General features: G+C 39.6%; 25 protein-coding genes and 1 pseudogene. 14 read left to right on the forward strand and 12 right to left on the reverse strand.

Translation table 11 applies throughout. The features are described 5' to 3' along the window. Nucleotides 1-226: 226 nt before the first annotated feature. From H6G75_RS07105 to H6G75_RS07130, 6 genes are all read right to left on the reverse strand, one after another. On the reverse strand, nt 227-1,954 hold the full coding sequence (locus tag H6G75_RS07105) for a pentapeptide repeat-containing protein (protein ID WP_190979245.1): 1,728 nt from the start codon (nt 1,952-1,954) through the stop codon (nt 227-229). A 230-nt stretch (nt 1,955-2,184) separates the two neighbouring features. Next, the gene (locus H6G75_RS07110) at nt 2,185-3,366 is read right to left on the reverse strand and encodes a calcium-binding protein (RefSeq protein WP_190979246.1); all 1,182 of its coding nucleotides are present in this window, start codon (nt 3,364-3,366) and stop codon (nt 2,185-2,187) included. Between the two features lie 851 nt (nt 3,367-4,217). After that, on the reverse strand, nt 4,218-4,613 hold the full coding sequence (locus H6G75_RS07115; RefSeq protein WP_313934811.1) for a DUF2809 domain-containing protein: 396 nt from the start codon (nt 4,611-4,613) through the stop codon (nt 4,218-4,220). A 343-nt stretch (nt 4,614-4,956) separates the two neighbouring features. Then, on the reverse strand, nt 4,957-5,529 hold the full coding sequence (locus H6G75_RS07120; RefSeq protein WP_242051472.1) for a hypothetical protein: 573 nt from the start codon (nt 5,527-5,529) through the stop codon (nt 4,957-4,959). A 67-nt stretch (nt 5,530-5,596) separates the two neighbouring features. Then, the gene (locus H6G75_RS33755; RefSeq protein ID WP_190979384.1) at nt 5,597-5,812 is read right to left on the reverse strand and encodes a WG repeat-containing protein; all 216 of its coding nucleotides are present in this window, start codon (nt 5,810-5,812) and stop codon (nt 5,597-5,599) included. A gap of 6 nt (nt 5,813-5,818) precedes the next feature. Further along, the gene (locus H6G75_RS07130; protein ID WP_190979248.1) at nt 5,819-6,121 is read right to left on the reverse strand and encodes a hypothetical protein; all 303 of its coding nucleotides are present in this window, start codon (nt 6,119-6,121) and stop codon (nt 5,819-5,821) included. A 210-nt stretch (nt 6,122-6,331) separates the two neighbouring features. Here H6G75_RS07130 and sbcD point away from each other — a divergent pair, with 210 nt between their 5' ends. Further along, nucleotides 6,332-7,585: an exonuclease subunit SbcD gene (gene sbcD, locus H6G75_RS07135; protein ID WP_190979249.1), complete on the forward strand. Its 1,254-nt coding sequence runs from the start codon at nt 6,332-6,334 to the stop codon at nt 7,583-7,585. Nucleotides 7,586-7,590: 5 nt separating this feature from the next. After that, on the forward strand, nt 7,591-7,743 hold the full coding sequence (locus H6G75_RS07140) for a hypothetical protein (RefSeq protein WP_190979250.1): 153 nt from the start codon (nt 7,591-7,593) through the stop codon (nt 7,741-7,743). Here the strand turns inward: H6G75_RS07140 and H6G75_RS07145 are convergent. Further along, complete coding sequence (locus tag H6G75_RS07145; RefSeq protein WP_190979251.1) at nt 7,736-8,671, reverse strand: alpha/beta fold hydrolase; 936 nt, start codon at nt 8,669-8,671, stop codon at nt 7,736-7,738. The genes H6G75_RS07140 and H6G75_RS07145 overlap by 8 nt on opposite strands. A gap of 9 nt (nt 8,672-8,680) precedes the next feature. Then, nucleotides 8,681-9,187: a DUF4112 domain-containing protein gene (locus H6G75_RS07150; RefSeq protein ID WP_190979252.1), complete on the reverse strand. Its 507-nt coding sequence runs from the start codon at nt 9,185-9,187 to the stop codon at nt 8,681-8,683. Between the two features lie 164 nt (nt 9,188-9,351). Here H6G75_RS07150 and menD point away from each other — a divergent pair, with 164 nt between their 5' ends. Together menD and H6G75_RS07160 are read left to right on the forward strand one after the other, a co-directional pair. Next, complete coding sequence (menD, locus tag H6G75_RS07155; RefSeq protein WP_190979253.1) at nt 9,352-11,067, forward strand: 2-succinyl-5-enolpyruvyl-6-hydroxy-3-cyclohexene-1-carboxylic-acid synthase; 1,716 nt, start codon at nt 9,352-9,354, stop codon at nt 11,065-11,067. A 70-nt stretch (nt 11,068-11,137) separates the two neighbouring features. Further along, on the forward strand, nt 11,138-11,320 hold the full coding sequence (locus tag H6G75_RS07160) for a hypothetical protein (RefSeq protein ID WP_190979254.1): 183 nt from the start codon (nt 11,138-11,140) through the stop codon (nt 11,318-11,320). A gap of 113 nt (nt 11,321-11,433) precedes the next feature. Here the strand turns inward: H6G75_RS07160 and H6G75_RS07165 are convergent, their stop codons facing one another. Both H6G75_RS07165 and H6G75_RS33760 read right to left on the reverse strand, forming a co-directional pair. Next, nucleotides 11,434-12,102: a hypothetical protein gene (locus H6G75_RS07165; RefSeq protein ID WP_190979255.1), complete on the reverse strand. Its 669-nt coding sequence runs from the start codon at nt 12,100-12,102 to the stop codon at nt 11,434-11,436. Nucleotides 12,103-12,255: 153 nt separating this feature from the next. Continuing rightward, nucleotides 12,256-12,480, reverse strand: a complete 225-nt coding sequence (locus H6G75_RS33760; protein WP_190979385.1) for a DUF4351 domain-containing protein — start codon at nt 12,478-12,480, stop codon at nt 12,256-12,258. Nucleotides 12,481-12,590: 110 nt separating this feature from the next. Here H6G75_RS33760 and menB point away from each other — a divergent pair, with 110 nt between their 5' ends. Continuing rightward, nucleotides 12,591-13,424, forward strand: a complete 834-nt coding sequence (gene menB, locus H6G75_RS07175; RefSeq protein WP_190979386.1) for a 1,4-dihydroxy-2-naphthoyl-CoA synthase — start codon at nt 12,591-12,593, stop codon at nt 13,422-13,424. A 125-nt stretch (nt 13,425-13,549) separates the two neighbouring features. Here menB and H6G75_RS07180 read toward each other — a convergent pair whose 3' ends face one another. Beyond that, entirely contained in the window at nt 13,550-13,885 is a 336-nt protein-coding gene (locus H6G75_RS07180) for a hypothetical protein (protein WP_190590385.1), read from the reverse strand. Between the two features lie 1,116 nt (nt 13,886-15,001). Further along, nucleotides 15,002-15,544: a DUF721 domain-containing protein gene (locus H6G75_RS07185; RefSeq protein ID WP_190979256.1), complete on the reverse strand. Its 543-nt coding sequence runs from the start codon at nt 15,542-15,544 to the stop codon at nt 15,002-15,004. A 133-nt stretch (nt 15,545-15,677) separates the two neighbouring features. On the opposite strand from H6G75_RS07185, the gene H6G75_RS07190 reads away from it, so the two are divergent. The 9 genes and pseudogenes from H6G75_RS07190 to H6G75_RS07230 all read left to right on the forward strand — a co-directional run. Further along, nucleotides 15,678-16,907 carry a hypothetical protein gene (locus tag H6G75_RS07190; RefSeq protein WP_190979257.1) on the forward strand — a complete coding sequence of 410 codons (1,230 nt, stop codon included), beginning with the start codon at nt 15,678-15,680 and terminating at the stop codon, nt 16,905-16,907. A gap of 83 nt (nt 16,908-16,990) precedes the next feature. Beyond that, on the forward strand, nt 16,991-17,698 hold the full coding sequence (locus H6G75_RS07195) for a PspA/IM30 family protein (RefSeq protein ID WP_190979258.1): 708 nt from the start codon (nt 16,991-16,993) through the stop codon (nt 17,696-17,698). 160 nt (nt 17,699-17,858) lie between these two features. Continuing rightward, complete coding sequence (locus H6G75_RS07200; RefSeq protein WP_190979259.1) at nt 17,859-18,644, forward strand: PspA/IM30 family protein; 786 nt, start codon at nt 17,859-17,861, stop codon at nt 18,642-18,644. A 276-nt stretch (nt 18,645-18,920) separates the two neighbouring features. Continuing rightward, a complete protein-coding gene (locus tag H6G75_RS07205; RefSeq protein ID WP_190979260.1) occupies nt 18,921-19,256 on the forward strand; it encodes a co-chaperone YbbN in 336 nt (111 codons plus the stop codon). Nucleotides 19,257-19,322: 66 nt separating this feature from the next. Next, complete coding sequence (locus tag H6G75_RS07210; RefSeq protein ID WP_190979261.1) at nt 19,323-20,516, forward strand: LL-diaminopimelate aminotransferase; 1,194 nt, start codon at nt 19,323-19,325, stop codon at nt 20,514-20,516. A 173-nt stretch (nt 20,517-20,689) separates the two neighbouring features. Further along, nucleotides 20,690-21,061, forward strand: a complete 372-nt coding sequence (locus H6G75_RS07215; protein ID WP_190979262.1) for a hypothetical protein — start codon at nt 20,690-20,692, stop codon at nt 21,059-21,061. 419 nt (nt 21,062-21,480) lie between these two features. Then, nucleotides 21,481-22,923 (forward strand): NF038130 family PEP-CTERM protein, encoded by a 1,443-nt coding sequence (locus H6G75_RS07220; protein WP_190979263.1) that lies wholly within the window; start codon nt 21,481-21,483, stop codon nt 22,921-22,923. A gap of 397 nt (nt 22,924-23,320) precedes the next feature. Beyond that, a complete protein-coding gene (locus tag H6G75_RS07225) occupies nt 23,321-23,743 on the forward strand; it encodes a response regulator (protein ID WP_190979264.1) in 423 nt (140 codons plus the stop codon). A gap of 277 nt (nt 23,744-24,020) precedes the next feature. Next, a pseudogene (locus H6G75_RS07230) lies at nt 24,021-24,941 on the forward strand (diguanylate cyclase domain-containing protein); the annotation flags it as partial. Between the last annotated feature and the right edge of the window lie 11 nt (nt 24,942-24,952).

Genomic DNA, 24,952 nt, shown 5'->3' on the forward strand with positions numbered 1-24,952 from the left:
AGAGGCGCGGAGGGGGTGTAAGTGGAAGGGGGACAAGGGAGACAAGGAGGACAAGGGGGACAAGGAGGACAAGGGAAGGGAGAAGCACATAGCCCTAACGAATGAAATTCGCGGCTATAAAAACAAAGTCCGCCTGCGCGGACTAAGCTAAAACTCTCTTAAACTCTTATAACTTTGCGCCCTTTGCGTCCTTTGCGGTTCGTTTCTTCATTCTTTTACGTATTCCCTACAATCCAGCAACGATTTGCTGTAATCTTTCCAAACTAGGGTTATCTTGTTTTTGCGAATAGATTTTCATCGCTTGTTCAAAAGCGAGTTTAGCTTCCGCTTTCTTTTTCAGTGCTAATAAAGAATTGCCCTTGTTTTCATAAGCTGCGGCATAATTGGGGTCTCTTTGAATGACGCGATCGCAATCTTTAATTGCATCCTCATATCGTTTACGATTAAACCTAGCAACGCTGCGTTGATAATAAGCTTCAGTATAATTCTCATCAATTTCAATAGCGCGGTCAAAATCTTTAGTTGCATCTTTATGCTGAGTGATAGCGGCGCGAGCAAGTCCCCGGTTAAAATATGCCCAAGCCCAACCACTAGAGTTATCAATAGCTTTATCATAATCTTGAATCGCGCTTTGATAATCTTGCATAGCAAACCGCGCTAACCCTCGGTTATTGTATGCCTCGGCAAATTTAGAATTAATTCTAATAGCTTGGGAAGCTTCGGTAATCACTGCGGCATAATCTTTTTGAATGCGGCGAATGGTGGCGCGTCCGTTATAAGCCTCCGCATTGTTGGGGTCAAAGCGAATGGCTTGGTCAAAATCAGTTAACGCACTTTGATAATCATTTTGTTCAATGCGAGTTAAGCCACGATTGCTGTATGCTTTTGCATAACTAGGGTCAATTTCAATTGCTTTGTTGTAGTCAGCGATCGCAGCTTGATAATTTTTCAACTTACTGTGAGCAGAACCGCGACTAGTATAGATTTGAGCATCTCTAGGATTTAATTCTATCGCTTTGTTGTAATAGGCGATCGCATTTTGATATCTTCTTTGACCACTGAGTGTATTTCCCCAACGGCTGTAATCCAAAGCATCAGCACGAATATTCTGAGGTAAACTATCAGCATCCAGATTTGCACCCCTTAAATCTGCATTATCCAAATTGGCACTATTAAGTTTACTGCCAATCAAATCTGCACCCTGCAAATTTGCATTGTAGAGATTAGCATTCTGCAAATCAGTATTATTCAATCTGGCATTACTCAAATCAGCATTTTGTAAATTTGCATAACTGAGATTGGCATTTTTCAGTTCTATACCCCTCAAGTTATAACCACTCAAATTCACCCGACTTAAGTTAACCCCATTTAGCGACACGCCACGGAAGTTAAAATTCCGCAAATCTGCATTACTTAAATCAACACCATTCAAATTCACACCTTGGAGGTTGACATTATCAAACCGCACACCCCGCAAGTTAGCATCTTGCAAATTTGCCCCATTTAAATTCGCACCACTCAAGTCAGCATTAGTCAAATCAGCACGAGTTAAATTCGCATTCCGCAAATCAGCACCACTCAAGTTAGTGCTACTCAAATCAGCATCACTTAAGTTTGCCTTTTCCAAATTAGCCCGAAAAATATTAGCGCGAGATAGTTTCGCCTTACTTAAATTAGTATTACGCAAATTAGCGCCACTCAAATCTGCATTACTTAAGTCCGCACCACTCAAATTAGAGTCCGATAAATCAGCACGCAGCAAATTTTTCCAGCTAAAATTTGCCCCGCTTAAATCGCATTTCGCACAGTTATTTGTATCTATTAGTTGTTTGATATGTTCCGGCTTGCTGGCGTAAACCGGAATTGTAATTAACAGTGGAGTTAAAAAGGTAAGAGTTATGAAAAACTGCTTTAGATTTTTTGCTTTAGTATTGCCAGTGTATTTTCTTAGCATCCGTCACTCATCCTCAAGCTTCTTTTAACTTTTACAAGCTCAAAACCTAGTATTACGGATCAAGCAAAAGCTATCTTTGTTCCTTAGCAAATAGTTTATACTTAGCCGAAGCCTTGAGATGATAATCTACTCCCACCAAGATTTAGTTACCTAATAAGCCACTGTGCTAGACGGGTTTCCCGCCTTCCTCAGTGGCTTTAGGCATTTTCAATCTAATTCTGAATTAACTGTTAAACCAAAGCTACTGAACCTGTGTAGTCTTTGATAATTCCCAAAGAATGATCACCTGAACTGATGAGTGTGTCATTTCCCATTTGCGTGAAAGTGGCATTTAAACCGCTAACATCTAAACGATCCTTCTTATCAAAACCATAGATTGTAGCAAAGCCACTGCTTCCCAAAATTACTGTTTTATTACCGCTTCCCAAATAAACAGTATCATTGCCACCTCCTTGAACAGTAGCTTCAGAAAAGTATATTTCTTCAAGGTCTTGGATAGGGGCGGGAGCAAAAAAAGTGTCTCCGCGAAGATTCACTACATCACGACCACTTCCTGTAAAAATTGTGTCGTCGCCCCGACCAGATATGATTAAATCATCTCCAGAACCAGAATTAATGAAACTTTTAGTGCCAATTGTAATGACAGTATCGCTACCACTTCCTGTCAGAATATCCACAACATCAGAATTAGGCGCTCCATCAAAAAGTTCAATATTTGCAGAGGTAGCTAAAACGAAATCTTTCCCTGAGCCTGTTGTAATACTTGTTTCCCCAGCCACGACTACTTTAATCAGGTTGTCGCCATTTCCTGCATTAATAGTTTGTTTGTAAGGTTCTGCTCCAAAAAATTCAATATCAATTAAGATTGTAAATGCCCCATTAATAGTTGTAGTAATCAAATCATTTCCTGAACCTGTAGACACAGAGACATTACCTGCTCCTAGATAAACTGAGTTATTACCATTACCAAGATTAATTTGAGAATCAGCACTTCCTGTCATATCAATAATATTATTGCCGTTGCCAGCCGATATTTTGATATTGCCAGAAGTACCAGTACCATCAATAATATTGTTACCCTGACCGAGATCAACAATATAATTGCCCTCTCCTAAAACAACAAAATCATCACCAAGTCCAGTGTCAATAGTTGTAGTACCTCTTATTGATGCTTCAGGTATCACACCATAACCACCATAAAAAATTGCGGGGCCGACATAAGGAGGATAATTACTAATAAACAGGAACTTCAGGTTTTCCAAAATGACATCATTACCTCTACCAGTTGTGATGACGTTATTCGTACCTAAAACTTCTAACCAAGTATTTTTTTGATTGCTCTGAAAAGTTTGGTCACTTCCCACTAATGATTCAACAGTGTAATTAATTCCCCGAAAAAATCTTGTTGTCATAACGTTATTAACCTTGCAAAACTGATGAGTTATCCAAAAATCGCATAAGCCAAAAACTAGCATTTCAAAGCAGTCAAGCTTATGTTAATGTTTGGTCAATCTTCTTCTATCGCGCTAATGAAATGAATATTTATTATCCTGACAGCATGAAAATTGATTCCAACATTAAAATTGGAATGCAACTATGCTTATGGACAATAAAATCTCAAATTTCTCATTTGCTAAAAGTAGAGAAATTTGCTCTCATTTCGCTTAGAAGTGATTAAACAGATTTATTTCCTATTCTCAGTAGACTCAGTACAAATCCGGAATAGTATCTAGCCAATATAGTTAAAAAAATTAAACCTGAGACTGCAAGTATCTTTAGCCAAAATCACAGCCTGAGAATAAAAATGCTCAAATTTATATATAGCAAGACTTTTCAGACTAATTTGTCAATAACAAAACAGTGATGAGATAACAAAATATAAAAACCCTGTGCAGTACCACACAGGGTTTTGTAAAGTTTATTTGCAAAAATTCTCAGCATTCAACCTAGAACATATTCATAATTGTGATAATACTCACACTGGTTAACATAATCAAAGCGCCCATAACTACGGATACACCTAGCTGATTGGGTTTAGAACTGTTCATTTTTTTATTTCCTTAATGAAATGATTATGCTTTGTTTAAGAATAACAATCTCCGTATAAATATCTACGGAAGCAACGCAAAACTTAAATTACCGTAAATTATCTTAGTAAAGACTGTTGTATGTGCTTACATTTCAGCAGGAAAAATAGCAGAAATCACTCAAGCAGATTTTTGTGGTTGTAAAATTACTGTTGACAACTATCTTAGGTACTGGTTTATGACTTCAAACGATTAGCAGTGAGGAGAACCATCGCAATCCCCAGCGTATAAGCAACCAAATCTCGCCAGTCGAAAGTAGATCCAATTGTTAAATGAGCTAGTTGGGAGTTTCGCCAGCCTAAAATATCAATGAGATTCAGAAACTGAAGAAACTCAATCAAGTAGGCAAATATGAGAGTTCCAATAGCAACCTTCCGTAATGGAACTGCAATAAAAGCATGAACAAAGTAAGCAATCACCATGACAATTAAAACGTCGCCCAGTAACGGTCTAATCCAATCGTCTCGAAAGCAGAGGGCAATTATTACAACTATTGCAAATAGAATCGCAAACAGAGTGAAAGAAGTACGATTAAATCTCAACCACTTGAGATTAAAAAATTGTTTAGGCACAATTGATTTCCTGGGTGTGATTCGCCAGGATCGTAACATCGTTCTTTCAAATTCGCCTAAAATCATGAATCCAATTAGTGAATTAGTTTGGCAAAGTGTACTGAGTGGCGTTAGCAGATTTGATTTGTAGTTTATTGCGATCGCAATTAGTGACAGTTGCGATTTCCTTTGTTCAAAGCAGTTTTAGGGATTGCATTACATTTATGTCCTATATATTGATCGAAGTTTCCTTGAATCTGCAAATCTGGAGAAAGTTTGACAATGCTAGTTCTGCACAGAAAAAGGTTCCCTTATTGCAAATTGGTATTACTCCCTCTGTAAATTACCCTCGTAATTCAATTTCTCAATCTATTACTAAACTTCCTTCTAATAGATTATTATCTTGCCATTTGATTGCAGTTTCATTGGAATTCCAAGTTATTTGAAAATCATTCTCTGTTTTGCATACTCTATCGGCATTAGAGGAGATTGAACCGATTTTTTTCTCCAGTATCCAATAATGTCTAAAAACAGTATGATGACAGTCCATAAAACATGTCTCGCTAATTGCGATTGACTTATTACCACTAGGAGAAACAAAGTCAGTTCTACATCCAGCTCCAAAAATAAAAATTACTATCAATGATTGAATAATAAATAAAGTTAATGGTAATATTCCCAAGCATTGAGGTATGGATAATCCAAATTTTAACCAAAGAGATAAATTCGATTTGAAAATTAAAATTACTGCTACGATAGAAATAATTAAAACTGAAATCACAAAATAAAAATTACTAATTAAGCCGCCTCTGATTGAATATTCCAATTTTTCCGATAACCACATCCAAGATATCCAACCCAAAATTATAGATAGTATATATATGTAGAAAGCGAGACGATTTATGAAAGCATAATTGATATTATTTTGAATATTCATATATAAAAGTTTCGTGAGAATATATCAGCAATCTAGAAAATCAAAGTTGAGAAAATTAATTATATAATTACTGGGTTGGTTGCCAAATATATTTACCAGTGCGGTCAATAAATCCCCATTGTTCGCCAATTTGAATTGCTGCTAAATCCTCAAAAAATGACCAAGCTGCATCAAACTGGGGCTTGACGACTAATTTACCTTTTGGATTAGTAAATAGCGAAGTATATGATTCGACAACGACGATGTACTGTTGACAGGGAGTAATCGTGACACAACCTGGTATATCGGTTCATTCAGGTAACTCTATTTCCTGGATACAGCTAAAATCTTCCCAGCGACGAATTTCTAAGATGGCATTGACTGGCTTGGAGGGAAGTTCGTAAATATTATTACACTGAATAACAGCGATCGCCTCTGCTTGAGGTATTTTGGTAAGTAAACTTAATTCTGTATATCGTTCCAAAGAAGACTCTGACAACATCTGGGCTGTATCGGCAACATCCCAACGTACCAATTTATAACGCTTTTGATCAACAGTTAAAGTAATTGCCTCTTGCTTACTCGGATCGGAAATTAAAGTTTTGCAGTTCATCTTGGGAGAAACTCGCCAGTTTTTAAGTTAATTTTAATTGCAGGTACTGTTTGATCTCAATTTCTCTCTAAGGGAATCGTTATCCACTCACCAACGCCATCGGGTGAATTAAAAAGACAATGACAAATGACAGCCCTCATTAGTTATCTTTAATTGCACCGACCTACTTATTTATCATTAATATGGAAACACGGAATTATTGAAATTTTTATGATTAAAATCCTCCATCTTTCAGATATCCACATGGGAAGCGGTTTTTCTCACGGTCGAATTAACCCGGCGACTGGGTTAAACACGCGGTTGGAGGATTTTGTGCAGACTTTATCCCTGTGCATCGATCGCGCATTGACAGATCCTGTAGATTTGGTAATCTTTGGTGGTGATGCCTTTCCTGATGCGACACCACCGCCATATATCCAAGAAGCTTTTGCAAGTCAATTTCGTCGGTTGGTGGATGCGAATATCCCGACAGTATTGTTGGTGGGAAATCATGACCAACATTCCCAAGGTTTAGGAGGCGCAAGCTTAAATATTTATCGAACTTTGGGTGTACCGGGGTTTGTGGTGGGTGACACATTAACAACTCATCACATCCAAACTCGTAACGGTAAAGTGCAAGTCATTACTCTACCTTGGTTGACTCGTTCGACCTTAATGACGCGCCAAGAAACTGAAGGTTTATCGTTATCAGAAGTCAACGAGTTATTAACCCAAAGGTTACAAGTTGTGATTGAAGGGGAAATTCGTCGCCTTGACCCAGACGCGCCGACTGTATTATTAGCTCACTTGATGGCGGATAATGCAACTTTAGGCGCAGAACGTTTGTTAGCTGTGGGTAAAGGTTTTACTTTACCGTTGTCGTTGTTGACGCGCCCTTGTTTTGATTATGTCGCGTTAGGCCATGTCCACAAACACCAAAATTTAAATAAATTGAATAACCCGCCAGTTATTTATCCGGGGAGTATTGAACGGGTAGATTTTAGCGAAGAAAAAGAAGACAAAGGCTATGTAATGATTGAACTGGAACGGGGAAATACGACTTGGGAATTTTGTCCCTTACCCGTTCGCAGTTTCCGCACCATTGAAGTGGATATTTCCAAAGCCGAAGATCCCCAGGGAGCAATTTTAAAAGCGATCGCCAAATATGATATTCAAGATGCAGTAGTGCGATTAATTTACAAACTCCGTTCTGAACAGTTAGATGTGATTGAAAATGCTGCCTTACACACAGCCTTACAATCAGCCCACACTTACACCATTCAACCAGAATTACTCAGTCAATTAGCGCGTCCCCGTGTTCCTGAATTGAGTGCAAGTAACAGCATCGACCCAATGGAAGCCTTGAAAACTTACTTAAATAATCGTGAAGACCTCAAGGAAATCGCCGCAACTATGCTAGAAGCTGCGGAAAAATTACTATCAGATGATGTGGAAATTTGGTTAGAAGCCGCTACATCTGATTAATATCGGTGGATAAGCTGTTAATTTACATCTTGCACCAAGCGACTGAAGTCGCACGCCAGTTGCTTCAAGTCGGCAAAGCCGCCCAACGCACTGGCTCTGCTACACAGACAAAACACGCACAGGCGGGTTCAAAACACTTGATGCTGCTAACTAAATAAAATTTGTTTCCTGTAAAAATTTCAAAATTTCTGTATTAATTACTTTGGCTGAACCTGTAGAAGCATCATGATAACAATCAGTCAAGATTTGAAATTGAGAATTAGCAATACTTTGATGTAGTTTTTCACCGTGACTTGCAGGAAACCAACTATCTTTATCACCCCATAAAATTAGTGTAGGACACTCAATATGAGATAACTTGCTTTGAATTCTCGTGAGCATATTAGGTTTATTACTTTGCAAGTTTTCAATTTCTCGCGCCGCTAGTTGTAAATCTTCGGCAACTTTTACCAATGTTCCGGGAATTTCTGTAAAAGGATAAGTAATCCAATAGACATCTTCCTGTGACAAAATTGATGGGTCAAATAGCACTCTCCGGCGTTCAATTGCCATAATTTCTCTGACGAGTGGTGCAGCGAAATACGCTAACCGCAAAGAATCTATTGCTTGCAAAACTTCAATGGGAGTATGAGCTAAAATCGACATTGCCCAATGCGGTAAACGGTCAGCAAAAATTGGCACATTAACTACTATTAACCGCGCGATTAATTCTGGTTTTTCTTGTGCTAGTGCTAAAGCAACTAAGCCCCCTAAAGACTCAGCAACTACAACCGCAGGTTCATCACATAATTCTTGAATAATCCGTTCTAATTCAATTACTTGATGACCGTCATATTCTCGTCGTAAACAAGGTTTTTCGGAAAATCCAAAGCCTTTAGCATCAAAACAAATCACTCGAAAATATTTCGATAATGGTTCAATACTATAACGCCAGTTATAGCTCCAACTCCCCATACCGTGCATTAAAATTAAAGGCTTACCTGTACCTTTTTCTCCATAAGCAATCTGCACAGGATACCCTTGAGCATCAGTAATAATGATGTTTTGCCGACCTTGAGGAAAAGTTTCTTGCCACCAATCTTTCATTCTTTTACACTAACCACCAGTGAATACTCGCCACAGAGTGCTAATTAATAATATTGGGATTGTGATTAAAACAATGCCTAGCAATAATAAACCCACTAAAACAACTAACACAAACCCAGTATCTGCTTTTTTTGTACTGCCAGGAATTTTTAAGTGGTCTTCTAACAGCTTGAGATTATATTCATTTGATTTCCAAGCAAAATCAAATAAGTCTCCAGCTATAGGTAAACTGCCTACCAAGCTATCAATGATGATATTCAAAATCATTCTGCCCAAAGTAGCTTTAGGCGCACCTAATCTAGCAGCTTCTAAGATAATGTAGCCTGAAAATATCAATCCTAAAACATCACCACCAACAGGTAACAGTCCTAATAATGGATCTAAACCTACACTCACTTCTGTGCCAGGAATAGTGATGGCTTTATCCATAACGCGACTTAACTGGCGCAGTCGCCTCAAGGAAGGTGCTTTAGCGTCAGGATCAATATGAGAAAACCGTGGTGAAGAATCAGGCATTCAAGCGATCGCTTCTTTGAAGTTGGAACCGTTCAATATTTTACTGCTGCTTGGTAATTTGACAAGAGTTTGTCCTAATACTTAATCTTCAAGTGCAACTTGGTCTCAGTATGGGAAAATGTCACAATTGAATGAATATTGTCTGATAGCTACCTTGGATTTGAATGCTGGTCGCCTATAGGAATGTTAATCAACTTTGGGCTTTTGTCTTGACAGAGACATTAAAGCGACTAGGTTTAACTTGTGCTGTAATTTGTCCTGGTTCTCGTTCCACACCTTTAACCGTTGCCTTTGCTCAACAAGTACCACATATTGAAGCTATATCTATTCTAGATGAACGTTCTGCGGCTTTTTTTGCCTTGGGAGTTGCTAAAGCCACCAAACGACCTGTAGCACTGGTTTGTACTTCTGGTACAGCAGGGGCAAACTTTTATCCAGCCGTGATAGAAGCCAGAGAAAGCCGCATACCACTAATAGTATTAACAACTGATAGACCACCAGAACTACGAGATTGTCACTCTGGTCAAACCATCGACCAAGTGAAATTATATGGTAGTTATCCCAACTGGCAAACTGAGTTAGCCTTGCCCTCAGCAAATACAGAAATGCTGGCTTATTTACGACAAATGGTGATTTATGCCTGGGAAAGAACGCAAATACCAACTCCAGGGTCAGTACATTTGAATATTCCCTTCCGTGACCCCCTTGCGCCAGTTCCCGACGGTACTGACTTTCAGTTTGACCCAGAAGAATTCTTCACAGCCGTCACCAATACTATTTCCACCTCCTACTCCCCACTCCCTACGCCCTCAGTATGGCAAAATTGCGATCGCGGTGTAATTATTGCCGGAGTTGCCCAACCACAAAATCCTGAAAATTATTGTAGAGCGATCGCCAAACTTTCCCAAACGCTGCAATGGCCTGTTCTGGCTGAGGGACTCTCGCCACTGAGAAACTACGCCGACCTCAACCCCTATTTAATTTCCACCTACGACCTGATTTTACGTAATCAGCAATTAGCCAAGCAGTTAGCACCCGAAATGGTGATTCAGGTCGGAGATATGCCTACCAGTAAAGAACTGCGGACTTGGTTAAATGCAACACAACCCCAACGCTGGGTAATTGACCCCAGCGACCAAAACCTTGACCCACTCCACGGCAAAACCACACATTTACGAATCAGTGTAGATACTTTGGATACCAGGGAAAGTCACAATCAAAATTCGCCATCGGAATATCTGCAAAATTGGTGTGTTGCAGAAGCAAAAGTCAGGGCTGCCGTTGACCAAACTATGACGACAATGGAGAATTTATTTGAAGGGAAAGCAGCTTGGTTATTGTCTCAAATATTACCCCCAGAAACGCCGTTATTTATTGCCAATAGTATGCCTGTGCGAGATGTAGAGTATTTTTGGCGACCGAATAATTTAAGAGTGCGGGCATATTTTAACCGTGGCGCAAATGGGATTGATGGCACATTATCCACCGCGTTAGGAATTGCCCATCGTCAACAAAGCAGCGTGATGTTGACAGGAGATTTAGCATTATTACATGACACCAATGGTTTTTTAATCCGCAATAAGTTTGTCGGTCATCTCACAATCGTTTTAATTAATAACAACGGCGGTGGCATTTTTGAAATGTTGCCTATCGCCAAATTCGACCCACCCTTTGAAGAATTTTTCGGCACACCCCAGGATATTAATTTTGCTCAGTTGTGTGCTACATACAGTGTACAGCATGAATTAATTACTTCTTGGCAAGAGTTACAGAGAAAACTAAATTCGTTACCAACTCAAGGAATCAGAGTTTTAGAGTTGCAGACAAATCGGAAAGCCGATGCTAAATGGCGACAGGAAAATTTAGGAAAATTTGCGTAAGCTATTGTGATTTAAATGTGTTAAAAGTTAGGAGAATAACTCATATTTCATAAATTAAAAGAAAGAAGTCATGATAAATGAAAGAATTCTCATTGGGAAAACAGTTGAAGAAGCTACTGAATATGTAAAAGGCAATGGTTACGAATTGATCATAGTAAAAGACAACTGGATGATACAAAATCTAGCTACTAGAGGAGTATATGTAGTTGTGGTCGATAATAAAGTAACCAAGCTTAAAGATGTTCATCATTAAGGTTTAGTTGAGATAACCAGACATTTTCATATTCTGAAGTGAATCTCAGTAACCGAAGCATGATTAAGCAATCAGTGCAGAAAATCAGACATCTTGCAATTATTCAAAAATCATTAAGCAAAACCTCCATCTAATTTTGCTCTTAAGGCGCAAATATAAATAATGGCTGGAATGAGCCTTTTATAATTAGGGCTTGTCAATTGCCATGCAGTGAATAGTCCTGCACCTATCCACCCAACTGGGCCGATAATTACCGCTATTGTACTTGACATTGTTGTGTAGGCAACAAAAGGTAAAGTAACTCCTAATATTCCCGTAAGCGTACCTAATGTTGTTGAAGCTAGTAAGTAAATACCAAAACCAGACAATTGAGCAGTTGTTAAAGCAATAAAAATACTAGTACTTCCTAATAATTCACCGCCTTTATCAAATTGTGATGCTGTTTTTCTTAACTCCTGTTCCATTTCTCGCTTTTGTTCGGGAGTCATTTTTTCCAAGATTTTTGCCATCACCTTCTGTGTAATTTTTACCTCCATCTCACTAGCAGATTCATATTTACCACATTTAATTTTTAACTTTTTAGCAGCTTTCTTAACTATTTTGTGATAGCTGGGTTGATCATCACATATTTCGTTAAATATATAAATTGCAGCATCTTGACTTGCCTCCCATAGACGATTAACAATAGCATCGACTGTTGGTTTTGAGGCTTTAAGAATATCTGCCAATGCTTTCCTATCCTCTAATGAAGCACGATCTAGTAAAGATTTAAGGTCATTCATATTTTTATACCCTTTAAGATAAGCAATCCTAATAATAGGATTCCCAAGGGTATTGTTTATATCTCAGGGCTGAATATAACAAGGCTAAAAAGCTACTTCATCAAGGAAACCATCTCTCTCTGCCATAATCGTTTTACTGTAGTGATATCGCTCTCAACTAGTAGCGTGTGCCTGTAACCAAGTTTCTAAATCCGCGATCACCACAAAATCCAATAAAGCTTCACCCAATGCTTCTACCTGTTCTAACGATAACGCCTGAATCTGGCGCTGAAGTTCATCGGAAATTGCACCTACTCGTCGGTTTAGTTGTCGGAGAATGAGCGTCGCGCCTCTTCCTCTCTTGCTTCTCGAATAGCCCGTGGTTCTTCTGAAATCAATATAATTTGTTTTTTATACTTCACAAGTCAGACTTTTTGACAGAGAAAATTTTAGCGATCGCTTCTCAGTCCGCGATAAAATTCTCAAGCACAATAGCGCAATTCATTCTCATGCAAGTTAACTGGCAATCTGTCAAAACCTACGAAGATATCCTTTATCACAAAACCGATGGTATTGCAAAAATCACCATCAACCGTCCCCACAAGCGCAATGCTTTCCGCCCAAAGACAGTCTTTGAACTCTACGATGCCTTTTGTGATGCCCGTGAAGATACAAGTATTGGGGTAGTTCTATTTACTGGGGCTGGCCCTCACACTGATGGCAAGTACGCTTTTTGTGCTGGTGGTGATCAAAGTGTGCGGGGACAGGCGGGTTATGTTGATGATGCGGGGATTCCTCGCTTGAATGTGCTGGATTTACAGCGATTGATTCGTTCGATGCCAAAAGTCGTAATTGCTTTAGTCGCGGGATATGCGATCGGTGGTGGGCATGTTTTACATTTGATTTGTGACCTCACCATTGCGGCTGATAATGCTATTTTTGGTCAAACTGGCCCCAAAGTCGGCAGTTTTGATGGTGGTTTTGGTGCTAGTTATCTCGCCCGCATTGTGGGACAGAAAAAAGCGCGAGAAATTTGGTTTCTCTGTCGGCAATATGATGCTCAACAAGCCCTAGATATGGGTTTAATTAACTGTATTGTGCCGGTCGAAGAATTAGAAAATGAAGGTATTCAATGGGCGCAAGAAATTTTACAAAAAAGCCCCATTGCTATTCGCTGTCTGAAAGCTGCATTTAACGCCGATTGTGATGGACAAGCCGGTTTACAAGAACTGGCGGGGAATGCAACTTTACTTTATTACATGACCGAAGAAGGTGCGGAAGGTAAGCAAGCATTTTTAGAAAAGCGATCGCCTAATTTTCGCTCTTTCCCTTGGTTGCCTTAAAAATAGCAAAAATCGCACCGTCAGGTATACCAAAATTGGTATGAGGTGCGATTTTTCCAGATGTCAACGTTTACAGCACTAGCAATTTTCAAGAGAAATATTTTTTTAATGTCTATAAACTGAGTTTAATAAGAAATAGTTGCTAAATTAGCACTTACTGTTTTAGCCTCAGTCTCTTCAGGAATTAAATTAGCTATTTCTTCTATAGGCACAACTGTTATATTGTCTGCCACAGAAACTAGAGAATGAACACCATCTAAAACTGGTGTTCCATCCGGCAAACTCCAAGAATCTTCTAAAGTTTCCCAAGAAGGAGCAAAAGGTGGGATCGCTAATGCGCAAGCTTTCCAACTGGCTTGCACATGCGCTCCCAACTGTTGACAAGTTCCGCCACGGCGACCTTCTGGTTTGTAATGACGACAATATCTACAGGCAGAGGTCAAAAATTTTATCGGTTTCATTTGAGTTCATCTTTCGTGCTGTTCAGGGCTGTTTGATATGTTTATATTTTGCGCCTAGATATAAATACGTAATATTGCCAACAAATGATTATTTACTCTAGGTTCTAGCGATCCCAACAGAAAAATAAACTTCAGGATGTTTTTAGAATCTTGTTATATTTGTAAATGATTGCTAAAGTAGCTACCTACTAATTTTGAGCTAAAAATAGCTAGGGATCAAGGTTAAAACTAAAAGTTTAGATTTAAGCTGAGTTTAACTTTAATTTTTTTATCCACCTTATATAGCTAGTTAACGATAAAATTGTGTATTTAATTTAGCCATTAAGCTTGAAACTTACATAGTTATTACTGAGATGTCATCAGGAAAAATTGCTAGATTGAGAAATACTATTTGCTCAATCTAGTCCTCAGTCACGTTAAAAATCAAAAGTTTGATGTGTCAATCAGTACTCAGAAAGGAGATATCCAAAGAAAAATTGAATATGGAAATTACCTAAAATCCTGGTAAAAATTTTAGTTAAACCAAAAATCTATATGACAACCACATCCGTTTAACACCTGAGTTAGAAGTTAATCAGACTTGATTTTTAAACCTAATTTTTAGAAAAAAATCAGCAAAAGGATAGATTTCTCCTAGTCCAGCACAGCGAAATCTCCTTGATAAATGACTTTTTATGTCATTCAAGTTGGATGCTATCAGCCAAATCTTGATTTCTAGGGAGAACACTTCAGCTATTAACCCAGTTAATAATTTCTAACTGTTTCTGGAAAAGCCTGGAATTAACTCTAGATTTCTTAAGTATTTTCCGGGAGACCTATAGAAAATATGAAATTTACAAAAGCTTTGCGATTTTTTTTGTAAAAATATCAATTTTATTAAATATTGTTTACATAAGTAACTCAGTATTAAAAATTATCGTTACAGAAAGGCAGTGGTTCTGCTACGCGGTAATCGAGCGAAGCGATGCACTGAGCTTGCCGAAGTGTCGAGATTCATCAATCGGAGGCAGAAGGTTGTTCTGATGAAACTTATTTCACGAGCCTTGGATGAAAGAGCAATTAGTATATTTACTCAGCAACGGCCTCCTGCCTCCTGCCCTCTAACTCCTGCCTTCTTCAAAACTGCTTAGACGCGCATATTGCACAAACTTGCCAGCGATGGAGTTCACCTGGAGGTGTGGGAGATTGACATTGGGGACACAAAGGTAAATTATGCGATCGCATTTGCATTTTTTTCGCCCATTCCCCAAATGCAGTTTCAGGAGTTTCTTGTGCAGCTACAGCATCAGGCTGAACAGCACCCGTCTTTCCCAGATAACTAGGATGTTCTTGGGGTGTATTTGTGGTTGGTTGGGGTTTGACTGATGAATTTTGCCAGCCAGCAGTCGAGAAGCGAATATCAACCAACGGCGCAGGTAACTTTGGATTTAACTTTAAAAGAATCATTTGGCGTTTGAAAGCCAGATTTTGCGCCCAAGCAGCACTGGAAGTTGCCACGCGCAAAACATCTCGCTGAATCATGATTGGTTGGGTGTGTTTAGCGGCTACCGCACCTACCACTTCTGCCCAAAAATGCAGCACTTTTTGGAATGGCTGTTCTTGCCATCTGGCTTGCTGTTCTAAACAGCCTAAAATATCATTGACTGATTTCAAAGACATCTTTACTTCCAAGTGCTGATTGCTGAAATTCAAGATAGTTCAAGAAAGTCTATAGTGATGCGAAATTTTTCGCTACCATTGGCACAAATTATCTAAAGTTAAACTAACAGTCTAGGTTTGAGGCAGACAGGTAATGAGTCAAAACTCGCCGATAGATTCCGGTATTCAATTATCTAAAACACCTGAGTTGAAGCCAGCACTAGCCGCAGCCCTGGCCAGTTTAGAAGTGCAGCTAGATCAAGAGTTGGCTAGATACCGTCGTTTACGTATAGCAGCCAAGACAGCTTATCAAGCCCAAACAGGCAGTAACGTTAACACTCAACTCCAAAATCCAACAGCAATCACGGCATTAACTGGCAAAACTCAAATACCTGTCACAGAAGTTAAAACCAGTATACCGCCTGCACCTGTGACGGAAGTCTCTATCGAAAAACCAGTCACAGTAGCCAAGACTGAAACAACAACGCCACCCCAGCCAACATCTTCTACCGATTCCCAGCAAACTCAAATACCCCTACCATCGCCCAATGCGACTAGCAGTATAGTGCCTGCAACTGTCAAGACGGCTGAAGGTGAAAATTTGATGTCAACCAACGAAACTCCGACTCAACCTGATGATTACTTAGAATCAAGTGAGGCTTTGCTGCGGAGTTTAAATGATGAACAACCACAACCAACCAAGCCACCCAGTAATTCCCAAGATAGTTTGCTATCGCCTTTGGGTATCGGCTCTATGTTGCTATTGTTAATGGCTAGTTTGACATTGGGCTATGTAGTTTTTAATCCCAAAAGCTTGCCGCAGTTGAGTCTAGATAAAATATTTAACAGCAATTCTGCAACTAATACCAATCAAACCCAGACTCAGCCAGCCGCCAGCCAATCTCAGCCCCAAAATCCAACCGAACTCACTCCCATACCCAAATATCCCAACTTAGCGGCGAAAGAATTTCCTGAACTGAAAGATCCTAACGATATTGTGGGTTTACAACCAAAAACTCCGCCAAATGCGGTCGCACCTGTAAATCCACCTGTGGTAATTGCCCCACCAGCCGTTAATCCTTTACCAGAGGTGCAGCCAGTACAACCATTGAATGTACCACCCATCGCCACAACACAGCCTCTAGTCACTTCACCACAGGTAAATACCGAAATCAAACCAGCAGCAGATGGGTTTTTTCATATCGTTATGGATAATGAAGGCGATCGCAGTTTTGTAACCGCACGGCAACTAGTTGCTGATGCTTATTTATCAAGCGACAAGAAACTGATTCATCTTGCTGCTTTAAAAACCAAAGAACAAGTTGCACAAAGATTACAAGAACTACAAGCCAAAGGAATTAAAGCACGGGTGCAGCAACCATAAGTGATCAACATCTAAGATAGGATGAGGAAAACATCGAGAAAATGCTCTGCCTGTCAACTGGCAAAAGTGAATGGAGAGCTGAAATGGACTTGATCAAGCGTATCCTGCGGGTGATTCAGGCTAACCTTAATAGTCTGATAGGCAGTGCAGAAGATCCAGAAAAAGTTTTGGAACAAGCCGTTGCCGAAATGCAAGACAATTTAGTGCGATTACGGCAAGGTGTAGCACAAGCAATTGCTACCCAAAAACGCACAGAACGCCAAGCCATAGCCGCCCAAGCTGCGGCGGAAAAATGGTATCGCAACGCCCAACTCGCCCTAGAACAAGGCAATGAAATTTTAGCCAGAGAAGCTTTAACAAAGCGTCGCGCTTACCAAGAAACTGCCACATCTTTGTCGAATCAAATTGGGCAACAAACAGAAATTGTCAACCGTCTGAAAACAGATATGCGATCGCTAGAGGCCAAAATCTCGGAAGCCAAAACCAAAAAAGATATGTATATCGCCCGCGCCCGTTCGGCAGAAGCATCTTATAAACTCCAAGAAATGCTGAGTGGCGTTTCCCCTACCAGTAGTTTGAATGCTTTTGAGCGGATGGAAGAAAAAGTCTGGCAAATAGAAGCACAATCAGCAGCTATCAGTCAACTAGATAGTGATGACTTACAAAAACAATTTGCTTCCTTAGAATCTGGCAACAGTATTGATGCCGAATTGGCCAGTCTGAAACAACAAGTACTGCATGAATCAGACAATACACCACAACAGCAATTGCCTCAAGCTCCAGAGTCTTAAAAACTGGTCAATTGCTATGAATAGGGTATATCTTAGCAATTATGGGGTATCGAGGGGTACCGAACCAAACCAGAAAGATTACATTTAAATAAGAAACTATTTCATAGTAAAAACCTTAACTGTTCATCCAAGTACCGAAACTGCCAAAGGAAAAGTAATTATGGGATTATTTGATCGGATTAAACGAGTCGTCAGTGCCAACATCAATGACTTGGTAAATAAAGCTGAAGATCCAGAAAAAATGCTAGAGCAAGCAGTTCTGGAAATGCAGGAAGACTTGGTACAGTTGAAACAAGGTGTTGCTCAAGCGATCGCTGCTCAAAAACGAACTGAAAAACAGTACAACGACAATCTCAACGAAGTCAATAAATGGCAGCGCAACGCTCAACTAGCACTGCAAAAAGGCGATGAAAACTTGGCGCGTCAAGCCCTAGAACGGAAAAAAACTTTTAACGATACTGCTACAGCCCTCAAAGCTAGTTTAGATCAGCAAGTTGCTCAAGTTGAAACTCTAAAACGCAATTTAATTCAGCTAGAAAGCAAAATCTCCGAAGCCAAAACCAAAAAAGAAATGCTCAAAGCGCGGATCACCACCGCTAAAGCCCAAGAGCAACTCGAAGGTATGGTACGCGGGATGAACAGCAGCAGTGCAATGGCAGCTTTTGAGCGGATGGAAGAAAAAGTTCTGATGCAAGAAGCCCGCGCCCAATCTGCCGCAGAACTCGCTGGTGCTGATTTAGAAAGCCAGTTTGCCCGTTTAGAAGCGGGAAGTGATGTAGATGATGAATTGGCAGCTTTAAAAGCTTCACTAGCACCCGCCAGCCCCGCCAATCAACCCCAACTACCACCACAGCAAGCAACTCCTTCCCAACCTACGCCTCCCCAAACCAATGAAGTTGTTGACGCTGAGTTGGAATCTTTACGCAAGCAACTAGATCAAATGTAAAATTTGACTAGATTAGCTATTAGACACATGACTTACGCACACACCCTGGCTACAACCCTTGATTTTTCGTCCCACTACGTAAGTCCGGCAACACTCAAGCTGTATATTTAATTTAGATGTGTTTAGCTTACTGATTTGAGCTAGTCCCACACCTGTTGGTTGTGGGATTTTGCGTCAGTAGTCAACAGTCAATGAATTATCGACTATGGACTATTGACAACTTTGGGATAAAGTATTTTTTGTGCCAAGTATTAATGTCCACTAATGGAGACTGCCATGAGTAAGGGTGTAATCACCATCACTGATGCTGAGTTTGAAACCGAAGTGTTGAAATCTGAGCAGCCTGTATTAGTTTACTTTTGGGCTTCTTGGTGCGGCCCATGTCAGTTAATGTCGCCACTGATTAATTTAGCGGCCAACCAATATAGCGATCGCCTGAAAATTGTCAAAATGGAAGTTGACCCCAATCCCATTTCTGTCAAACAGTACGGGGTAGAAGGTGTACCAGCTTTAAGGCTAATTCAAGGGGAAAAATTATTAGAATCAACTGAGGGAGTTATTAGTAAAGACAAATTACTGAGTCTGCTAGATACGCATTTAAATAAAAATTAGTCATTAGTCATTGGTCATTGGTCATTAGCAAATGACTAATGACCAATGACAAAGGACAAAGGACAAATGACTAACATCCAATTTGCACAACGTTTACAACCTCTACAATTTAATGTGTTTGCGGAGATGGACAAAGCTAAAGCGGCGGCTTTGTCTGTTGGGCAGCAGTTAATTGATTTATCATTGGGTTCTTCGGATTTGCCGACTGAGGCGCACGTTCTAGAAGCGATCGCCCAATCTTTACATGACCACAGCACCCACGGTTATTTGTTATTTAACGGTACACAAGCCTTTCGACAAGCGGCTGCTAACTGGTATGAGCAGAAATTTGGCATCAAAGTTGATCCCGAAACCGAGGTGTTACCTTTAATTGGTTCTCAAGAAGGTACGGCTCATTTACCTCTAGCTTTATTAAATCCTGGGGATTTTGCCTTATTGCTCGACCCTGGTTATCCCTCCCACGCAGGCGGAGTTTATTTAGCCAGTGGACAAATTTATCCTATGCCATTACTGGCAGAAAATGGTTTCTTACCAGTATTAGCTGATATTCCGGATGCAGTTGTGGCTCAGTCGAAGATGATGGTGTTGAGCTATCCCCATAATCCCACAGCCGCGATCGCCCCTTTGGCTTTTTTCCAAGAAGCTGTGGCTTTTTGTCAGCAACACAATATTGTGTTAGTTCACGATTTCCCCTATGTAGATTTGGTGTTTGAGGGAATTCAGGGAATGGAATCCCCATCTTTAGTACCGTCAATTCTGCAAGCTGACCCAGAAAAAAGCGTCTCGATTGAATTTTTCACCCTTTCTAAGTCTTACAATATGGGTGGTTTCCGCATTGGTTATGCCATTGGCAATGCTGAGTTAATCAAAGCTTTACGTCACATCAAAGCCGCAGTTGATTTTAATCAGTATAGAGGAATTTTGAATGGGGCGATCGCAGCCCTAACCGGGCCACAAGCCGGAGTCACCAATACAGTCGCCACCTTCCGCCAACGCCGTGATGCTTTTGTGAATGCTTTACATCGCATTGGTTGGCAAGTTCCCAGTCCCGAAGCCACAATGTATATTTGGGCTAAGTTACCCGCACTTTGGCAAAATAACTCTGTGGAATTTTGTACTCAGTTAGTCAAACAAACAGGGGTAGCAGCTTCTCCCGGTGCTGGTTTTGGTAAATCTGGAGAAGGATATGTCCGGTTTGCCTTGGTACATGAGCCAGCTTTATTAGAAACTGCCGTGGAACGAATTGCTAAGTTTCTTTAAGTACGCCGAGGTCAGTAGATTTATCAAGTCTTGATGTTAAATTGGTCAGAATTTGATTAATCCCTGGCTAATTTTGAATTTGTTTAAGATAAACTACAGAGAAATTACGGAAATGTCATCGAGATATTAAAATCTATCGGTGACAGTAGACTAGAAGTGGTGAATAGGGGTGCATGGCAAGTAGTGTAGTAAAAATTAGCCTTTGTGCTGTGTCTTTCTTTGTAATTAGTGCTTGGGGACAGCAGTCAGTTTGGGGCTTAAACAACACTTCATTAATAGAACCAGAACAGACGAGTTCCCAACTAGAAGTAACTGAAGATGAAAATCATACCAGCCCAAATCATGACTACACGCCCAGTTTGATTCCTACCTCTAAAAGTGATGCACCTGTATCTAGTTACATTCCTCCCTATAGCAATAGGTGGGCAAACCTCAACAGTACAAATCCCAGCCCCCGCAGAGTCCCAGAACCTTCAGTATTGCTAGGATTAATTGCGATCGCCAGTTGCTTAGGAATGCAGCATCAGCAGAAAAAAGCTAGGTAGTAAAAGTCTTTTGAACAGAAAAATGGGGCGAGGAGTAAAGAACGCGCCACAACCTATCAATCCTATTCCCCGGCGATGCACTAAGCTTGCTGAAGTGTTGCCTGTTGCCCATTCCCTGTTACCGTTTCAATCAATGTCATATTCACGACACTAGGAAAATTAGTAATATCGTAGATTTGCTGAAATCAATAGCAAAAGATTAGTCATCTTTTTATTTAGAATCCACAACAGCTTTACCCAATAAAGTCTCCCCGTTTCCTAAACTAGATTGGTGTGCATAACTACGAGGGATGATTAAAAGCTGGTGATTTTTGAGACCAGCCGCATTCTTTAAAAGTCAAAGCCTGTAGTCAGGCTCATCCAATTCCAGAAACAAATAGAAGTATATAAAATCACAGCAAAACTGGCGGAGACAGTAAATGAAAAGAACTTTGAAAACACTTGTAATTGGTGCCTCAATGGCTGTTGGCGTGAGTGCGATCGCCTCTAATCCAGCACAAGCTACAACTTTTTCCTTCAACGATACCAACGAAATTAAGACTTACACAGGTGGCTCCAACGGCCAATTTATTACAGGCGATACCACTGCTGCTATTAAAGCTTTAACAGATAAAGATGCTAGTTCTAACGTTGAACTTTGGCACAGTACAGAAAATCCTACTTCTAATGTTGGCTTCACTGCAACCAAAGGAAAATACAACGCCACTGTTACTAGTGTCACTGCTGACGACTGGAAGAGTTTTAGTTCCCAATGGGTAAATGATTTATTGACTAATTACACTCCATTTCAGTCAGTTTGGAACGGTTTTTCAGCCGACACTAAATCACTAGTCACCAATTATTTGCCTTCTTTGGGAATGGGAGACCCCAACATTGGCGGTTTCCAATTCGATAAAAATGGTGGCGTAGAACTGAAATTAGTTGGTCACTTGGATGTCAAGAGTAAGCTTGCAAGCACTATTTCACTTCAGGTTGATAATACTTGGGATTCACTGAAATCGAAGTTTCCTCAACAAACAACTCTACCAACCCTCTCAGAAGTTGAAACTCTGATTCCACAACTGCAAACACAACTAGATGCCATTCCTGGACAAATCACCACAGCGCAAACACAACTGAACACTGTTAACGGACAAATCACCACAGCGCAAACACAACTGAACACTGTTAACGGACAAATCACCACAGCGCAAAATCAACTGAACACTGTTAACTCACAAATCACCACAACACAAACACAACTGAACACTGTTAACTCACAAATCACCACAACGCAAAATCAGCTAAACGCAACTCCTTTAACCAACACAACACTAAGACAAACACTGACAAACACACTCAACACCCTAAATACCCAAAAAACTCAGCTAACAAGCACACTCAGCACTCTAAATACCACTAAGACTCAACTCACAAGTGGACTCAGCACTCTAAATACCACTAAAACTCAACTCACAAGTGGAATCAACACCCTAAATACCGCCAAAACTCAACTCACAAGTGGAATCAACACCCTAGAGACTGCCAAAACTCAACTTCCAGAGCAAATCTCTAAACTGACATCTTTTAAAGATATACTGAGCCTGCAAGATGCACTCAAGAAGTACGAAGGTGAAATTGGTGCTAGTGAAATCGCCAAAGTAGTTACTGGTGGTAAGACTTACTACGCTTACAGCTTTAAGTCGACTGCATCTGGTATTACCGCTTCTGATGACGGTGTATCTTACAGTGCTATTTACACTTGGCAAACACCAGGCTATGTTTCTTCCACTTCCGTACCAGAACCTTCAGTAGTATTGGGTATGTTGGGTGTGGCTGGAATCGTTGCTACACAACGCAAGTTAAAGAAAGTTTCCGGTTGAGACTCCGGTTTCCATTCCAAATAATCACCAAAGGAGCAACTATGCTCCTTTTTTTTATGAAATCTTTATACCTTTCCTGTGGAATTACTGTTGTATATATCACTGTAATAAGCCATTTATGTAAGTACATATACATGACTGGAAACAAATTCACAATCAAGTTCTATAATAGAAATATCAAGATTTGTTAAGTAAATATTAATTTTTTATTAAAATAATTAAATAAATCATAATGATATTATTTAGTAAATACTAAGATAAAAGCTAACTTTTATTGACTATTTTTTGATATAGAGAAATAGTATAAATAGATTTTTATTAATTTAATAGTTCGCCTAACAACATATTTTTTATTCAATTTCGAGCCTGGAATGTATATCTTCAATTCTATTTTGTAATGACAGTAAACTTACTCACCATTAATCAGCAAGTGCATCTCAATCAATTAAAAAGAGTCTTATTAATTGAAGATAACCATGTAAACCGGATGTTGCTGAGTGACTATCTAGGTTACTGTGGATATGATGTCAAAAGTTTGTCAAATGGTACAGCGTTATTTTCAACGGTCAACACATTTCAGCCCGATTTAGTGTTACTAGATTTAAAATTACCTGATATTGATGGCTATTGGCTGTTAGAACAAATCCAACAACATCCATACGTATCTAAAATACCTGTGATTGTGATTTCAGCCTTTGCTTTTAAAGCAGATCAAGAACGAGCTATACATTTAGGCGCACGTCGTTATCTTGTCAAACCAATTAATCTCAACGCTTTGATGATGACCATTGAAGAAGAGTTGGCTTGTCACTGTATTTAAAATTAACATTTTGATTTTTATACCAACTTTATCAGAATTAGTACTCGATAAATCTTATAAAGACAGATTTTTGAAATACACGTAGTGGCGTAGTAACGCTAAAATATGGCGTTGAAGAATTTCCAAATTCAAAACGGATTATTCGAGATATTGATTATCATAGAATTATTCACCTTCAGATTCAGTTAACAATTCCCACAATATCGGAACTTAGCAAATAGGTAGTCTTAACATGCTGACGCACAAAATCCTAGTTGCTGAGGATGAAAATTTCTTTATTAACGAGAAAATGCAGAAACAACAGCAACCAATGGTGGCAATGATTAACAGTATGCAACATGCTGTAGTTGTCACGGATACTGATGGTTGCATTCAATTTATGAATTCAATGGCGGAAATGCTGACAGGTTGGCAGCTAAAAGAAGCACAGGGAAAAAATGTAGCAGAAGTTGTGAAACTAATTGACAAAGATATAGAAGAAGCAATTGAAAATTTAGCTACACAAATAATATTTACAGGAACAATTGTATATTTACCAGATAACTGTGTATTAATTAATAAACATGGGAGAGAAATATTCGTTGGAGATTATGCTGCACCGATTCGTGATAGTAGTAATAATATTACTGGTACAGTATTAGTTCTTCAAGAAGTCACCCAACGCAAAATTATGGAGTCACGACTGCTTCAGAATGCGTTTTATGATGGATTGACAGCATTACCAAATCGAGCTTTATTTTTAGATCGATTAAAACAAGCGGTAGAAAGAAGTAAACGCCGGATAGATTACCGTTTTGGCATTTTATTTTTAGATTTAGATGGCTTTGAGGAATTGAACGATCGCTATGGTCATACGATGGGCGATGATTTATTAATAGCGATCGCTCGCAGGTTAGAATCGTGCCTACGCAGTGGTGATACAGTCGGCAGGTTTAGCGGTGATAAGTTTGCCGTGCTGCTCGAAGATATTAAAGATATCAACGATGCCATTAACGTCGCTAAACGTATTCAAGACACTTTAGGCTTACCCTTAACTCTGAATGGCAATTTAATTTCGACTACAGCCAGTATCGGTATTACGATCAATCAAGGTGGTAGCGATAAACCAGAAAACTTACTGCAAAATGCCGATGCAGCAATGTACGCTGCCAAGCAACAAGGAAAAGCGCGTTATGCAGTATTTAAGACTGGGGAGTAGGGAATAGGAAG

The organism is Nostoc sp. FACHB-280 (assembly GCF_014697615.1).
Classification (GTDB): Bacteria; Cyanobacteriota; Cyanobacteriia; order Cyanobacteriales; family Nostocaceae; genus Nostoc_B.